Consider the following 15,536-nt stretch of genomic DNA (forward strand, 5'->3'; position numbering starts at 1 on the left):
CCTGTTGCCCCGGCGGCTGTGGCTGATGCTGCTGCCGCCTGCGGCACCGACCCCCACACGCTGGCCGACGCGCTGCGGCTGGCCGGTGACCCCGGCTTCGAGCGGTGGCGGGAACAGATCCAGCGCACCGGTGGCTGCGCCGATCCGATCCACCTGCAAGGGCTGACCGTCACCCGCGACGCCAAGTCCGGCCAGGTCCTCTACTCGTACTCGACCGAGGGGGAGCCGGGGGGACGGTTACGGGTGGCGTGTGGCAACCGCCGGGCCTCGCGCTGCCCTTCGTGCGCCTGGACCTACGCGGGCGACACCTTCCACCTGATCCGCGCTGGGCTCACGGGGGATGAGCGCAAGGACGTCCCGGTGGCGGTCCGGACTCATCCGAAGGTGTTCGCGACGCTGACTGCGCCGTCGTTCGGTCCGGTCCACAACCGCCCGGACACCGGCCGCTGCCGCTGCGGCTCCGCCCACGGCGAGCACGACCCCGAGATCGGCACACCGCTGGATCCGGAGCGGTACGACTACGCGGGCGCGGTGCTGTGGAACAACCACGCGGGCGATCTGTGGCGGCGCTTCACGATCTACCTGCGCCGGGAGATCGCCGCCCGCGCCTGACTCTCCCAGACAGTCATGCGGGAGGTGTGCCGGGTCTCGTTCGGGAAGGTCGCCGAGTACCAAAAGCGCGGCGCCGTGCACTTCCACGCGATCGTCCGCCTCGACGGCCCCGAAGGACCGCAAGACGTCCCGCCGTCGTGGGCGAGTGTGGCCCTGTTGGATGCCGCGATCCATGCCGCTGCTGCCCGGGTATCGGTTCCGGTCCCGGCCGCCGGCACCCTCCTGGCGCGGGAGCTGCGTTGGGGTTCGCAGGTCGATGTCCGCCCGATCGGCTCAGACGACGGCCAGGAGCTGACCGAACAGGCCGTCGCCGCGTACGTCGCCAAGTACGCCACCAAGGCAGCCGAGACCACCGGCACCGTAGACCGGCGGGTCGGCAACCGTGAAGCCCTCGACCTGTTCGACCTGCCCGCACACACCCGGCGCCTGATCGAAGCCTGCTTCGACCTCGACCCCCACTACCCCGAGCGCAAGCTCCGCGTCTGGGCTCACATGCTCGGGTTCCGCGGCCACTTCTCCACCAAGTCCCGCCGCTACTCAACCACCCTTGGCGCGCTGCGCCAGGTCCGCGCCGACTACCGCGCCCGCCAGGAACGCCAGCAGCGCGGGCTCCCCGACCCCGACGACACCCTGGAGGGCTCCACGCTCGTGCTCGCCCACTGGACGTATGCCGGACACGGCCACACTCCCGGTGAATCCTGGCTCGCCGCCACCATCGCCCAGGACATCCGCACCAACCGCGACACCGCCCGCGAAGCCCTCGCCGACCTACCCGACGACCAAGAGGGGGAGTGGTGACCGTGGATCGACTCCTCACCGTGGAGCAGGTCGCCGATCTGCTCGGGACGACCATCCGATTCCCCCGACGTCTTATCGAGGAACGCCGGATCGCATTCGTCAAGGTGGGACGACACGTGCGCATTCCAGAAGGGGCAGTTGCTGCCTTCATCGAGGCGAACACGGTCTCGCCCTCGCCTCGTCGGCTCCGGGCGGTGAGCTGATGCCTAGGCGTCGCTCCTTCGGCCGTGTCCGCAAGCTGCCCTCAGGCCGCTATCAGGTCCGTTATCCGGGGCCTGACGGCATTGACCGGCCGGCTCCGCAGACCTTCCGCACCAAGCGCGAGGCGGACGACTGGCTGGCCGACAAGCAGACCGAGCTTCGGCAGGGCGATTGGCGGGACCCGGACGCGGCCAAGGTGCCGTTCCGGACTTACGCCGCCGCCTGGATCCGGGAACGTCCTCTCGCTCCTCGCACAACCGAGCTGTACACGTCCTTGCTCCGGCTGCACCTGCTCCCAACCTTCGGCCGCATGGCCGTCGCCGACATCACCTCGGCCGCGGTCCGCTCTTGGCGTCGTGACTGCCTGGACGTCGGCACGGGGCCCAGCACGGTCGCGAAGGCGTACGCCTTGCTCCGCACCATCATGAGCACTGCCGTCGAGGACGACCTCATCCGCCGTAATCCGTGTCAGATCAAGAACGGCGGCACCGTCACCACTCCGGAGCGCCCCACGGCGACGATCGTGGAAGCGTTCGCCATCGCAGAGGCCGTACAGCCGCGGTACAAGGCACTCGTTCTGATGGCAGCGTTCTGCGGCCTCCGATGGGGTGAGCTGATCGGCCTGTGCCGTCAGGACGTCGACCTCGACTACGGCACGATTCGCGTACGTCGCTCGGTGGCCGAACTCACCAGCGGCCAGCGGGTCTACAAGGCGCCCAAGAGTGAGGCGGGCAAGCGCACGGTAGCCATTCCGGCGACCGTCCTACCCCTCGTGACGTCGCACATGAAGATCTACGCGGAACCGGGTCCGGCCGGGCGCGTCTTCGTCGGGGCCAAGGGTGCGACTCCGCGCAGGAACCACTTCAATCGCGTCTGGCATCAGGCATGCGCCGCCGCCGGCGTGAAGGGGCTGCGGTTTCACGACCTCCGCCACACGGGCAACACGCTCGCGTCGCACACGAGTGCCAGCACACGTGAGCTGATGACGCGCCTCGGCCACAGCTCGACCCGCGCGGCGCTGGTCTATCAGCACGGCAACCGCGAGCGGGAGCGTGAAATCGCCGACGCGATCGACGCCATGATCATAAAGGCCCTGAATCGCGGCTCCCGGCGGAACGGGCACGCGGCGGGCACGCAGCCCTGATCCGCCTCCGTGGACGACGAAGGCCCAGGCCGGGGAAAACTACCCCTGACCTGAGCCTTCGTCCTGCAGAGCGGGCGACGGGAATCGAACCCGCGTAGCCAGTTTGGAAGACTGGGGCTCTACCATTGAGCTACGCCCGCAACGGCCAGTCATTCTGGCACACCGCATCGTAGCCGATCGACCTGGTCTCCGCGTACCCGGATATATGGGCGCCAGGGTGTGCGGGGGCATGTACTCTACGTGTCGCACCGACGGGGTGTGGCGCAGCTTGGTAGCGCGTCCGCTTTGGGAGCGGAAGGTCGTCGGTTCGAATCCGGCCACCCCGACCAGTCCTCGGCGCCATGCGCCGGAGAGGCCCGGCTGCACGTTTGTGGTACCGGTAGGATGGGTTGCTGGCCACCCGGCATGCGGCCGTATTGCCGAATCCGCATGATCACCGAGCGGCCGCCCATCAACGTAAAGCCCCCAAGGAGACCCAACCGTGAAGAGCGCCGTCGAGACTCTGAACCCGACCCGGGTTCGACTCACTGTCGAGGTGCCCTTCGAGGAGCTCAAGCCCAGCCTCGACGCGGCGTACAAAAAGATCAACCAGCAGGTCACGGTGCCGGGCTTCCGTAAGGGCAAGATCCCCGCGCGCGTTATCGACCAGCGGTTCGGCCGTGGCGCGGTCCTCGAAGAGGCCATCAACGATGCCCTGCCGAAGTTCTACACGGAGGCTGTCAACGAGGGCGAGCTCAACGTCCTGGGCCAGCCCGAGGTCGACATCACCGAGTTCAACGACGGTGAGGAACTGAAGTTCACCGCCGAGGTGGACATCCGTCCGGTCATCGAGATCCCGGACTACTCCGGCATCGAGGTCACCGTCGACGTCATCGAGGTGTCGGACGAGGACATCGAGAAGTCCCTGGAGCAGCTGCGCGAGCGCTTCGCGTCCACCACGGTGGTCGAGCGCGCGGCGGCCGAGGGTGACGTCGTCGTCGTGGACCTGGAGGCCAAGGTCGACGGCGAGGTGCTCGAGGACGGCGTCGCCACGGGTGTCAGCTACACCATCGGCTCCGGCCAGCTGCTCGACGGCATCGACGAGGCCGTGACCGGCGTCGAGGCCGGCGGCTCCGTCACCTTCACCTCCGAGCTCAAGGGCGGCTCCGCGGCCGGCCAGGCGGCCGAGGTCAAGGTCGACGTGACCTCCGTGCAGGCTCGCGAGCTTCCCGAGCTGGACGACGACTTCGCCCAGCTGGCCAGCGAGTTCGACACGCTGGAGGAGCTGCGCGCCGACGCCGTCAAGCGCCAGGAGCGCATCAAGCAGTACGACCAGGCCACCCAGGCGCAGGAGAAGGTGCTCGACGCCCTCCTGGAGCTGGTGGACATCCCGCTGCCGGAGAAGCTCCTCACCGACGAGATCGAGACCCGCACGCACAACCTGGAGCACCACCAGTTCCCGTCCCTCGGCCTGGACTGGGACTCGTTCCTGGAGCGCGAGGGCAAGACCCGCGAGGAGTACGACGCGGAGATCGAGTCGCAGGCGAAGAAGGGCATCAAGACCCAGTTCGTGCTGGACGAGCTGGTCTCCAAGGAGAAGCTGTCGGTCAACCAGGAGGAGCTCACCGAGCACCTCATGCGCCGTGCCGCCTCCTCCGGCATGAGCCCCGACCAGTTCGCCCAGGCCGTCGTCGAGGGTGGCCAGGTGCCGCTGCTGGTGGGCGAGGTCGCCCGCGGCAAGGCGCTGGCCCTGGTGGTCGAGGCCGCGACGGTCAAGGACACCAACGGCGAGGTCGTCGACCTGGAGGACGAGGAGGACGAGACCGGCGAGACGGTCGAGGCTTCCTCCGAGGCCGGCGACGAGACCGGGGCCGAGGCGAAGAAGGACGACGCCGAGGCCTGAGCCTCGCGCCGCCCGATGCGTCGTACAACGGGCCCGGACGCCCCCCGCGTCCGGGCCCGTTCTGCTCGGGTTCGCTCACGGCGTAGGGCTGGCCTGCGCTCACAGCGAACAGTTTCGCGTGGGGGATTGCCGGGCCCCACCTGCGCGTTAGGGTCCGTAAGTACGAGGGCCCGTGCCCTACGAGAAGTCCCTGAGACGGCCCAGTGCCGTCCGACAACGAGCAGGTGGATACGTGACGACTCCGATGCCTTCCGCCGCCGGCGAGCCGACCATCGGTGGCCTCGGCGACCAGGTCTACAACCGGCTGCTCGGCGAGCGGATCATCTTCCTCGGCCAGCCTGTTGACGACGACATCGCCAACAAGATCACCGCGCAGCTGCTCCTCCTTGCCGCCGAGCCGGACAAGGACATCTACCTCTACATCAACAGCCCCGGCGGTTCCGTGACCGCGGGCATGGCGATCTACGACACCATGCAGTTCATCAAGAACGACGTGGTCACCATCGCCATGGGTCTGGCCGCTTCGATGGGCCAGTTCCTCCTGACGGCCGGTACGCCGGGCAAGCGCTTCGCGCTGCCGAACACCGACATCCTGATGCACCAGCCGTCCGCCGGCCTCGCCGGTTCGGCGTCCGACATCAAGATCCACGCCGAGCAGCTCCTGCGCACCAAGAGGCGCATGGCCGAGCTGATCGCGCAGCACTCCGGCCGTAGTGTCGAGGAGATCACCCGCGACTCCGACCGCGACCGCTGGTACTCCGCGGACGCGGCCAAGGAGTACGGCCTGATCGACGACGTCATCACGCATGCGGTGAACGTACCGGGCGGCGGCGGCACGGGCGCCTGACGGGCCTGAGCCCGATCAGCCCCGCAGGACCGACCCCAGCCCTCTGCTCATCATCAGGACGGTGAACGTGACCACCCAGAACTTCCCCGGCAGCGGTATGTACGACCGTATGAGCGCCGCCGAGGCCCGCTACGTCATCCCGCGTTTCATCGAGCGCACCTCCCAGGGCGTTCGCGAGTACGACCCGTACGCGAAGCTCTTCGAGGAGCGCGTGATCTTCCTGGGCGTGCAGATCGACGACGCGTCCGCCAACGACGTCATGGCGCAGCTGCTGTGCCTGGAGTCGATGGACCCGGACCGCGACATCTCGGTCTACATCAACAGCCCCGGCGGCTCCTTCACGGCGCTGACGGCCATCTACGACACCATGCAGTTCGTCAAGCCGGACATCCAGACGGTCTGCATGGGCCAGGCGGCCTCCGCCGCGGCCGTGCTGCTGGCCGCGGGCACGGCCGGCAAGCGTATGGCGCTGCCCAACGCGCGCATCCTGATCCACCAGCCGTACAGCGAGACCGGCCGCGGTCAGGTCTCCGACCTGGAGATCGCGGCGAACGAGATCCTGCGCATGCGTGCGCAGCTCGAGGACATGCTCGCCAAGCACTCCAGCACCCCGATCGAGAAGATCCGCGACGACATCGAGCGCGACAAGATCCTCACGGCCGAGGAGGCCCTCTCCTACGGTCTGGTCGACCAGATCGTCTCGACTCGCAAGAGCTCGAGCGTCGCGGTCTGAGGACCGCCAGAGGCCTTATGGGCCTCGTGAGGCACGAAAGTCCCCTCTTGGGGCGGCAGGGTTGTGCAGGTCACGGCCCAGTCGTTCCAAGGGGGGCCCGCACTGGGGGCGCGGCAAGGTACCGTCGATAGGCAAGCACCAGGACTCGTCGAACTGACGGGACCCAGGCGAAGGGGAAGCACCTCGTGGCACGCATCGGTGACGGCGGCGACCTGCTCAAGTGCTCGTTCTGCGGAAAGAGCCAGAAGCAGGTGAAGAAGCTCATCGCAGGGCCCGGTGTGTACATCTGCGACGAGTGCATCGATCTCTGCAACGAGATCATCGAGGAGGAGCTCGCCGAGTCCTCCGAGGTGCGCTGGGAGGATCTTCCCAAGCCGCGCGAGATCTACGAATTCCTGGAGAGCTACGTCGTCGGCCAGGAGCCGGCGAAGAAGGCGCTCTCCGTCGCGGTCTACAACCATTACAAGCGGGTGCAGGCCGGCGAGAACGGCGGACGCGGTCACGACGACGGCATCGAACTCGCCAAGTCCAACATCCTGCTGCTGGGCCCCACGGGCTCCGGCAAGACCCTGCTGGCGCAGACCCTGGCCCGGATGCTCAACGTGCCGTTCGCGATCGCGGACGCCACGGCGCTGACGGAGGCCGGCTACGTCGGTGAGGACGTCGAGAACATCCTGCTGAAGCTGATCCAGGCGGCCGACTACGACGTCAAGAAGGCCGAGACCGGGATCATCTACATCGACGAGATCGACAAGGTCGCCCGCAAGAGCGAGAACCCGTCGATCACCCGCGATGTCTCCGGTGAGGGCGTCCAGCAGGCGCTGCTGAAGATCCTGGAGGGCACCACCGCCTCGGTGCCGCCGCAGGGCGGGCGCAAGCACCCGCACCAGGAGTTCATCCAGATCGACACCACGAACGTGCTCTTCATCGTGGGCGGCGCGTTCGCCGGCCTGGAGAAGATCATCGAGTCCCGCGCGGGCGCCAAGGGCATCGGCTTCGGTGCGACCATCCGCTCCAAGCGCGAGAGGGACGAGGCCGACCAGTTCTCCGAGGTCATGCCCGAAGACCTGGTCAAGTTCGGCATGATCCCCGAGTTCATCGGCCGTCTGCCGGTCATCACCAGCGTCCACAACCTCGACCGCGAGGCCCTGCTGCAGATCCTCGTCGAGCCGCGCAACGCCCTGGTCAAGCAGTACCAGCGGCTGTTCGAGCTCGATGGCGTCGAGCTCGAGTTCGAGCGCGGTGCCCTGGAGGCCATCGCGGACCAGGCCATCCTCCGCCAGACCGGCGCGCGGGGCCTGCGCGCCATCATGGAGGAGGTGCTGATGTCGGTGATGTACGAAGTGCCGTCCCGCAAGGACGTCGCCCGCGTCGTCATCAGCGACGACGTCGTTCACTCCAACGTGAACCCCACTCTGGTGCCGCGCGAGCCGCGCATCATCGGCAAGGGCGAGCAGAAGAGCGCATAGCGCTCCGCCGTACATATGAAGGGGGCGCCCGGCGAAGGCCGGGCGCCCCCTTCATATGTGTGCGCGGTCCTACTTCTTGACGCGGACCTCGTCACGGATCTTCACGGTGCTGTCGGCCCACTCGGAGAGCGAGGGGGTCCGGGTGCTGCCGAGGATGTCCAGGTTCATGTTCATGGCCATGGCGACGGTGCTGTCGTCGGCCCAGGCGCAGTACGGGAAGCTGACACCGCCGGAACCGAAGGTCCCGCACTTCATGATGTCCCCGTCGAAGCCGGCCGGGTGCTGCTCGGTGGGGGCCTGCCCCGTCGAGGAGCCGGCGCTGTTCTTGAAGCCGGTCAGCATCGCGTCGAGAGCGGCGCTGGGATCGCTGATGTCGCCGTAGGCTCCGGAGACCACCAACTGGGAGTGCGAGGAGTTCTTGTACGCGCCCGAGACCGTCTTGGCGCTCTTGATGCCGGCGTCGTTCCCCGACTCGCCGTTGCTGAGACCGGAGTTGGCGCTGTTGGACTGGTCCTTGGCGTACTCGCCGCCCAGCAGTGTGGCGGGCATCGACAGCGTGTAGTCCCCGCCGCCCCCGCCGAGGCCGCCGTCCGTGCCGCCCAGGAGGAACATCAGGCCGCCGCCGATCAGCGCGATCGCGAGGACGACGCCGATGACGATGCCCACCACCTTGCCCTTGCCGCCGCCGGAGGGCGGGGGAGGGGTGCCCCAGGCCCCGGGCTGCTGTCCCCAGGCGCCGGGCTGCTGGGGGAAGCCGCCCTGCGGGGGCTGCGCGGGCTGCGGCGGGTAGCCGTAACCGGGCTGCGGCGCGGCTCCGTAGCCGGGCGGGACCTGCGGCTGGGGCGGCGTGGGCGGCTGCGGGGGATTGCCGTAGCCGGGCTGGCCGCCCCAACCCGGCTGGGGAGGCGGCTGGTTGAAGCTCATGCGGGGGTCCCCTCGTTGTTCCCTGCTGTCTCGTACTCATCCTGGCGGTTGTTTAACCCGTCTTTACCTCTGGGTCGTCAGGAATCGGTAACAAGACCGTACGGATGACCGGTTGGCATCATTCAGGGGCGAAGCGGCGTCGCTGTACGGCTGTTCGGGCGGCCGTCGCGCCGTTCGTCCCGGCGGCCGCCCTGCTGTCGCGGCGACCGGGCGGGCGTCTCCCGCCCTCCACCTACCCTTGTCTGTGTACGGTCATCCATCCGGGACATTCCGTCCCGCCCCTGCGCCGCGGTGGCACCGGATTCGTTGGCGGGGCGGCCGCGCCCGTAAACTGAGCGCCGTGACCGACAACACTCAGCAGGCCGCCGCGAGCGGGCCGAACAGCGTGACCCCCGAACTGCCGACCCAGTACGCGCCGGCCGAGGTAGAGGGACCCCTGTACGAGCGCTGGGTAGAGCGCGGTTACTTCGAGGCGGACGCCAAGAGCGACAAGCCGCCGTACACCGTCGTCATCCCGCCGCCCAACGTCACCGGCAGCCTCCACCTGGGCCACGCCTTCGAGCACACGCTGATCGACGCCCTCACCCGCCGCAAGCGGATGCAGGGTTTCGAGACGCTGTGGCAGCCCGGCATGGACCACGCCGGCATCGCCACCCAGAACGTCGTGGAGCGCGAGCTCGCCAAGGAGGGCAAGTCCCGCCACGACCTGGGCCGCGAGGCGTTCGTCGAGCGCGTGTGGCAGTGGAAGGCGGAGTCCGGCGGCCAGATCTCGGGCCAGATGCGCCGGCTCGGCGACGGCGTCGCCTGGTCGCGTGAGCGCTTCACCATGGACGAGGGGCTGTCCCAGGCCGTCCAGACGATCTTCAAGAAGCTCTACGACGACGAGCTGATCTACCGCGCCGAGCGCATCATCAACTGGTGCCCGCGCTGCCTGACCGCCATCTCGGACATCGAGGTGGAGTACCAGGACGACGAGGGCGAGCTGGTCTCCATCCGCTACGGCGAGGGCGACACGTCGATCGTCGTGGCGACCACCCGCGCCGAGACGATGCTCGGCGACACGGCGGTCGCCGTCCACCCCGAGGACCCGCGCTACCGGCACATGGTCGGCACCGAGATCGAGCTGCCGCTCACCGGCCGCCGCATCCCGATCGTCGCCGACGAGCACGTGGACCCCGAGTTCGGCACGGGCGCCGTCAAGGTGACCCCCGCGCACGACCCCAACGACTTCGAGATCGGCCGGCGCCACGGGCTGCCGAACCTCGCCGTCATGGACGAACACGCCGTCATCACCGTGCACGGTCCCTTCCAGGGCCTGGACCGGCTGGAGGCGCGCAGCGCCATCGTGGCCGCCCTGCGTGCCGACGGCCGCATCGTCGCCGAGAAGCGCCCCTACACCCACTCCGTCGGGCACTGCTCGCGCTGCAAGACCACGATCGAGCCGCGGCTTTCCATGCAGTGGTGGGTCAAGGTCGCCCCGCTGGCCAAGGCCGCGGGCGACGCGGTCCGCGACGGCCGGGTCGCCATCCACCCGCAGGAGATGGAGAAGCGCTACTTCGACTGGGTCGACAACCTCCACGACTGGTGCATCTCGCGCCAGCTGTGGTGGGGCCACCGCATCCCGGTCTGGTACGGGCCGAACGGCGAGGTCGTCTGCGTCGGCCCGGACGAGCAGCCCCCGTCCGGCGACGGCTGGACGCAGGACACCGACGTCCTGGACACCTGGTTCTCCTCCGGCTTGTGGCCGTTCTCCACCCTGGGCTGGCCGGAGCGGACCGAGAGCCTCGGGAAGTTCTATCCGAACTCCGTCCTGGTGACCGGCTACGACATCCTGTTCTTCTGGGTCGCCCGGATGATGATGTTCGGCCTGTACGCGATGGACGGCACCCCGCCGTTCCACACCATCGCCCTGCACGGCATGGTCCGTGACCAGAACGGCAAGAAGATGTCGAAGTCCTTCGGGAACGTCGTCAACCCGCTGGACTGGATGGACAAGTACGGCTCCGACGCGCTGCGGTTCACCCTCGCGCGCGGCGCCAACCCCGGCACCGACGTGCCCATCGGCGAGGACTGGGTCCAGGGCTCCCGCAACTTCACCAACAAGATCTGGAACGCCACGCGCTTCGCGCTGATGAACGGCGCCACGGTCGAGGGCGAACTGCCCGCGCCCGAGGAGATGTCGGCGACAGACCGCTGGATCCTGTCCCGGCTGGACGCCACGGTGGCCGAGGTCGACGCGCTCTACGACGACTACCAGTTCGCCAAGCTCAGCGATGTCCTCTTCCACTTCGCGTGGGACGAGGTCTTCGACTGGTACGTGGAGCTGTCCAAGACCACCTTCATGGCGGGCGGGCGGCCCGCCGAGGTCTCGGGGCGGGTGCTCGGCGAGGTGCTCGACAAGCTGCTGCGGGTGCTGCACCCCGTCGTCCCGTTCGTCACCGAGACGCTGTGGACGACCCTCACCGGCCGCGAGACGCTCGTGACCGCCGACTGGCCGGGGCACTCCGGATTCCGCGACGCGGCCGCGGAGAAGGAGATCGGCGCCGTGCAGTCGCTGGTCACCGAGGTCCGCCGGTTCCGCGCCGATCAGGGCCTGCAGCCGGGCCAGAAGGTCCCGGCCCGCCTGGACCTGGCCGGCACCGGTCTGGACGCCCACGAGGCCGCGGTGCGCCAGTTGCTGCGCCTCCAGCCGGAGGGCGAGGGCTTCGCGGCCACTGCCACGCTGCCGGTCGCGGGGGCCACGGTCGCCCTCGACCTGTCCGGCGTCATCGACGTCGAGGCCGAACGCAAGCGGCTCGCCAAGGACCTCGCGGCGGCCGAGAAGGAGAAGGCGCAGGCCACGGCGAAGCTCGGTAACGAGGCGTTCCTGGCCAAGGCCCCGGATCCGGTCGTCGCCAAGATCCGCACCCGGCTGGAGACGGCCGAGGCGGACATCGCCCGCATCACCGACCAGCTGGCGTCCCTGCCGCAGGCGTGACCGGCGGCCGTGGGCGGGCGGCACGCCCGCCCACGGCCATGACCGGTCCGCCCGGTTCGTAGACTGGTGGCGTGAGTACTTCGCGCCCCGGCAACGGCCACGACCCCGATCCCGACGAGTCGCCCCTCTCCGACCCGCTGACCGCGCTCGGCCTGAACGCCGACGACGGCGGCTTCGACGAGGATGAACAGGACGAGGGGGACGAGGGGACAGGGCGCGTCCGGGAGGCCGATCTCGCCATCATCGAGGCGGGCAGCCGCACCCTGCGGGCCGGCGGACCGGTACCCCCGGACGACGACGTCCCCGGCCGTCCCGCCGACCCGGAGCTGGACAAGGCGCTGCGCGAGGTCGAGGCGGAACTCGCCGGCCGCTGGCCGGAGACCAAGCTGGAGCCTTCGCTGGACCGCATGACGGCCCTGATGGACATCCTGGGCGAGCCGCAGCGCTCGTACCCCTCGATCCACATCACCGGCACCAACGGCAAGACCAGCACCGCGCGCATGATCGAGCGGCTGCTGCTCGCCTTCGACCTGCGCACCGGCCGGTACACCAGCCCGCACGTGCAGTCGGTGACCGAGCGCATCAGCCTGGACGGGCGGCCGATCGCGCCGGAGACGTTCATCGAGACCTACCGCGACATCCTGCCGTACGTGGAGATGGTCGACGGGTCGCAGCCGCACCGCATGTCGTTCTTCGAGGTGATGACGGGCATGGCCTACGCGGCCTTCGCGGACGCGCCGGTCGACGTCGCCGTCGTCGAGGTCGGCATGGGCGGCAGCTGGGACGCCACCAACGTCATCGACGCGACGGTCGCGGTCGTCACCCCGATCGCGCTGGACCACACCGACCGGCTGGGCTCCACCACGGGCGAGATCGCGGTGGAGAAGGCCGGGATCGTGAAGAAGGACGCCACCGTCGTGCTGGCGCAGCAGCCGGTCGAGGCAGCGCAGGTGGTGCTGCAGCGCGCGGTGGACGTGGGGGCGACGGTGGCCCGGGAGGGCATGGAGTTCGGCGTCGTGCACCGGGAGGTCGCGGTCGGCGGGCAGTTGCTGACGCTGCGCGGCCTGGGCGGCGAGTACGAGCAGGTGTTCCTGCCGCTGCACGGTGAGCACCAGGCGCACAACGCGGCGGTGGCCCTGGCCGCCGTGGAGGCGTTCTTCGGCATCGGCAGCGAGCACGACCGCACGCTGGCCATCGACACCGTCCGCACGGCCTTCGCGGGCGTCACCTCGCCGGGCCGGCTGGAGGTCGTCCGCCGCAGCCCGAGCGTGGTGCTGGACGCGGCGCACAATCCCGCGGGCGCGCGGGCGGCGGCGGGCTCGCTCACGGAGGCGTTCGGCTTCACCCATCTGGTGGGTGTCGTCGGCCCCAGCGGTGACAAGGACGTGCGCGGGTTGCTGGAGGCGTTCGAACCGGTCTTCGCGGAAGTCGTGGTGACCCGGAACTCCACGCCCCGCGGGATGGACGTGGACGAACTGGCCGCGCTCGCGGTCGAGATCTTCGGCGACGATCGGGTACAGGTCGAGCCGCGTCTGGACGACGCGATCGAGGCGGCGGTCACCCTGGCCGAGGACCAGGGGGAGTTCTCCGGCGCCGGGGTACTGATCACCGGTTCGGTGGTCACCGTGGGAGAGGCCCGGCTGCTGCTGGGCCGCAAGTGACGAGCGGGAAGCGGAACAAAGCGGATGCGGACCCTGTGCGCGAGCACTCTGATCGGTGAATTCTTCGTGATCGGCTTCGCGGGGCTGGTCGCCATGAAACAGCCGGACCTGTCGGCGGGCACCGTGTGGACGGTCTGCGGTGTCGCCATGGCACTGTGTGTGCTGCTCTGCGGAATGCTGGGCCGCCGCGGCGGCCTGGCGGTCGGCTGGGTGCTCCAGGCAGGGCTGATCCTGAGCGGCTTCGCCCTCCCGGTGATGTTCTTCCTCGGCCCGGTCTTCGCCGCGCTGTGGTGGGCCGCCGTCCACTACGGCCGCAAGGTCGACCAGGCCAAGGCGGTCCGGGCGGCGCAGACGGCCTGACCAGTGCCGAGGGGGCGGGCCGTGGCGCATTCCGGCGCCCGGTAATGTCGTCGTACCCGCTACCCCGCACATAGGAGTCACACCGTGTCGCAGCGCACCCTCGTCCTTCTCAAGCCGGACGCCGTACGTCGCGGCCTGGTCGGCGAGATCCTCGGCCGCATCGAGCGCAAGGCCGGCTGGAGCATCACGGCGCTGGAGCTGCGCACCCTCGAGCGGCAGGTCCTGGAGCAGCACTACGCCGAGCACGTGGGCCGGCCCTTCTACGAGCCTCTGATGGAGTTCATGGCGGCCGGCCCGTCCGTGGCCCTGGTGGTCGAGGGCGAGCGGGTGATCGAGGGTGTGCGCGCGCTGGCCGGCCCGACCGACCCGATCGCGGCCGCCCCCGGCTCGATCCGCGGCGACTTCGGCACCATCGTCCGGGAGAACCTGATCCACGCCTCCGACTCCGAGGAGTCGGCCGAACGGGAGATCAAGATCTTCTTCCCCGGTCTGGCCTGACCGCCCCGTCATTCGCCCCGGATTCCCCGCTGACGCCCGATCAGCGCAATGGGTGGCCGGAATTTTCCCGGCCACCTCGCGGCATATGCCCGTCGTACGGGGGAACCAATTCCGCCGACACGGCGTCACCATTGCCGGGGGCCGCTGTGTGTTCTGATGACAATGGCGGCGGATCCCTGACCCCGCGCCCCGTCAGGCGCGACTAGGATGGAATCTCCGCTCCTCAGGCTTCGCGCACAGCGCCCCGCCGTGCTCACCCCCACACTGCTCCAGCTCGGGAAGGCCAGACGTACCCTCATGGCGAACAACATGTCGTTCATCGGCCGTGACATGGCTGTCGACCTCGGCACCGCCAACACGCTGGTGTACGTCAGGGGTCGCGGGATCGTCCTCAACGAGCCGTCCGTCGTCGCCATCAACACGAATACGGGCGGCATCCTCGCGGTCGGCTCCGAGGCGAAGAAGATGATCGGCCGGACCCCCGGCAACATCGTTGCGGTCCGTCCTCTCAAGGACGGGGTGATCGCCGACTTCGAGATCACCGAGCGCATGCTGCGCTACTTCATCCTCAAAATCCACAAGCGGCGCTACCTGGCCCGTCCGCGGGTCGTCGTCTGCGTTCCCTCCGGCATCACCGGTGTCGAGCGCCGCGCGGTCATCGAGGCCGCCACTCAGGCCGGCGCGCGCCAGGTGCACATCATCGAGGAACCGATGGCGGCCGCGATCGGCGCCGGGCTCCCGGTCCACGAGGCGACCGGCAACATGGTCGTCGACATCGGCGGCGGCACCACCGAGGTCGCCGTCATCTCGCTCGGCGGCATCGTCACCGCGCAGTCCATCCGGGTCGCCGGCGACGAACTGGACAACGCGATCATCCAGCACATCAAGAAGGAGTACAGCCTTCTGCTGGGCGAGCGCACCTCGGAATCGATCAAGCTCACCATCGGCTCGGCCTTCTCGGTGGACGACGAGGAGCACACCGAGATCCGCGGTCGCGACCTGGTCTCCGGCCTGCCCAAGACGGTGGTCATCTCCGCCGCCGAGGTCCGCAAGGCCATCGAGGAGCCGGTCAACGCCATTGTCGACGCGGTGAAGACGACCCTCGACAAGTGCCCGCCGGAGCTGTCCGGCGACATCATGGACCGCGGCATCGTCCTGGCCGGCGGCGGCGCGCTGCTGCGCGGTCTCGACGAGCGCCTGCGCGCCGAGACGGGCATGCCCATCCACATCGCCGAGAACCCGCTCGACTGCGTGGCGCTGGGCGCCGGCAAGTGCGTCGAGGAGTTCGAGGCACTCCAGCAGGTCCTGGACGCGCAGCCGCGCAGGTGAGTTCACACGATCCTTCGTACGGGCGAACTCCCGCCCGTACGCCGGATCGTTCTCCTCTCCGGCACGGCACAACGGGCCCACGGCCCACACGCTCTGACGAG

Annotated in this window: 12 protein-coding genes, 2 tRNA genes and 1 pseudogene; 13 read left to right on the top strand and 2 right to left on the bottom strand. The window is 69.1% G+C overall.

Going from position 1 to position 15,536, the window contains the following annotated elements; translation table 11 throughout:
• Positions 1–18 precede the first annotated feature (18 nt).
• The 3 genes and pseudogenes from repSA (at position 19) to RV983_RS24020 (ending at position 2,755) form a co-directional block, all read left to right on the top strand.
• Positions 19–1,410 (top strand): annotated as a pseudogene (repSA, locus tag RV983_RS24010) (replication initiator protein RepSA).
• Positions 1,404–1,613, top strand: a complete 210-nt coding sequence (locus tag RV983_RS24015) for a helix-turn-helix domain-containing protein (protein WP_475987799.1) — start codon at positions 1,404–1,406, stop codon at positions 1,611–1,613. Before repSA ends, RV983_RS24015 begins: the two are co-directional and overlap by 7 nt.
• Complete coding sequence (locus RV983_RS24020; protein WP_475987800.1) at positions 1,613–2,755, top strand: tyrosine-type recombinase/integrase; 1,143 nt, start codon at positions 1,613–1,615, stop codon at positions 2,753–2,755. Before RV983_RS24015 ends, RV983_RS24020 begins: the two co-directional genes overlap by 1 nt.
• A 69-nt stretch (positions 2,756–2,824) precedes the next feature.
• Here the strand turns inward: RV983_RS24020 and RV983_RS24025 are convergent.
• A tRNA-Gly gene (locus RV983_RS24025) sits at positions 2,825–2,895 on the bottom strand.
• A gap of 112 nt (positions 2,896–3,007) precedes the next feature.
• Here RV983_RS24025 and RV983_RS24030 point away from each other — a divergent pair.
• The 5 genes from RV983_RS24030 (at position 3,008) to clpX (ending at position 7,686) form a co-directional block, all read left to right on the top strand.
• Positions 3,008–3,084, top strand: a tRNA-Pro gene (locus tag RV983_RS24030).
• A 152-nt stretch (positions 3,085–3,236) separates the two neighbouring features.
• Entirely contained in the window at positions 3,237–4,637 is a 1,401-nt protein-coding gene (gene tig / locus RV983_RS24035) for a trigger factor (protein ID WP_475987801.1), read from the top strand.
• A gap of 244 nt (positions 4,638–4,881) precedes the next feature.
• Positions 4,882–5,484, top strand: coding sequence for an ATP-dependent Clp protease proteolytic subunit (locus RV983_RS24040; protein ID WP_475990438.1), 603 nt, complete (start codon positions 4,882–4,884; stop codon positions 5,482–5,484).
• A 97-nt stretch (positions 5,485–5,581) separates the two neighbouring features.
• The gene (locus tag RV983_RS24045; protein ID WP_475990439.1) at positions 5,582–6,217 is read left to right on the top strand and encodes an ATP-dependent Clp protease proteolytic subunit; all 636 of its coding nucleotides are present in this window, start codon (positions 5,582–5,584) and stop codon (positions 6,215–6,217) included.
• Between the two features lie 185 nt (positions 6,218–6,402).
• Complete coding sequence (gene clpX, locus RV983_RS24050) at positions 6,403–7,686, top strand: ATP-dependent Clp protease ATP-binding subunit ClpX (protein WP_475987802.1); 1,284 nt, start codon at positions 6,403–6,405, stop codon at positions 7,684–7,686.
• 69 nt (positions 7,687–7,755) lie between these two features.
• On the opposite strand, the gene RV983_RS24055 is transcribed toward clpX, so the two are convergent.
• Positions 7,756–8,610 (bottom strand): hypothetical protein, encoded by an 855-nt coding sequence (locus tag RV983_RS24055; protein WP_475987803.1) that lies wholly within the window; start codon positions 8,608–8,610, stop codon positions 7,756–7,758.
• A 340-nt stretch (positions 8,611–8,950) separates the two neighbouring features.
• On the opposite strand from RV983_RS24055, the gene RV983_RS24060 reads away from it, so the two are divergent.
• The 5 genes from RV983_RS24060 (at position 8,951) to RV983_RS24080 (ending at position 15,435) form a co-directional block, all read left to right on the top strand.
• On the top strand, positions 8,951–11,587 hold the full coding sequence (locus tag RV983_RS24060) for a valine--tRNA ligase (protein ID WP_475987804.1): 2,637 nt from the start codon (positions 8,951–8,953) through the stop codon (positions 11,585–11,587).
• A 71-nt stretch (positions 11,588–11,658) separates the two neighbouring features.
• Positions 11,659–13,248, top strand: a complete 1,590-nt coding sequence (gene folC, locus RV983_RS24065) for a bifunctional tetrahydrofolate synthase/dihydrofolate synthase (RefSeq protein ID WP_475987805.1) — start codon at positions 11,659–11,661, stop codon at positions 13,246–13,248.
• Positions 13,249–13,272: 24 nt separating this feature from the next.
• Positions 13,273–13,608: a DUF4233 domain-containing protein gene (locus RV983_RS24070; RefSeq protein WP_475987806.1), complete on the top strand. Its 336-nt coding sequence runs from the start codon at positions 13,273–13,275 to the stop codon at positions 13,606–13,608.
• A gap of 84 nt (positions 13,609–13,692) precedes the next feature.
• Positions 13,693–14,106, top strand: a complete 414-nt coding sequence (gene ndk, locus RV983_RS24075) for a nucleoside-diphosphate kinase (RefSeq protein ID WP_319661334.1) — start codon at positions 13,693–13,695, stop codon at positions 14,104–14,106.
• Between the two features lie 309 nt (positions 14,107–14,415).
• Positions 14,416–15,435: a rod shape-determining protein gene (locus RV983_RS24080; RefSeq protein WP_319661577.1), complete on the top strand. Its 1,020-nt coding sequence runs from the start codon at positions 14,416–14,418 to the stop codon at positions 15,433–15,435.
• Positions 15,436–15,536: the final 101 nt, after the last annotated feature.

The organism is Streptomyces sp. RLA123 (genome assembly GCF_056270165.1).

Bases quoted from the DNA above. Each gene is read 5' to 3' on its own strand.
- RV983_RS24020 (WP_475987800.1), top strand. From the start codon at position 1,613: ATGCCTAGGCGTCGCTCCTTCGGCCGTGTCCGCAAGCTGCCCTCAGGC.
- RV983_RS24040 (WP_475990438.1), top strand. From the start codon at position 4,882: ATGCCTTCCGCCGCCGGCGAGCCGACCATCGGTGGCCTCGGCGACCAG.
- RV983_RS24045 (WP_475990439.1), top strand. From the start codon at position 5,582: ATGTACGACCGTATGAGCGCCGCCGAGGCCCGCTACGTCATCCCGCGT.
- RV983_RS24055 (WP_475987803.1), bottom strand. From the start codon at position 8,610: ATGAGCTTCAACCAGCCGCCTCCCCAGCCGGGTTGGGGCGGCCAGCCC.
- RV983_RS24070 (WP_475987806.1), top strand. From the start codon at position 13,273: ATGCGGACCCTGTGCGCGAGCACTCTGATCGGTGAATTCTTCGTGATC.
- RV983_RS24080 (WP_319661577.1), top strand. From the start codon at position 14,416: ATGTCGTTCATCGGCCGTGACATGGCTGTCGACCTCGGCACCGCCAAC.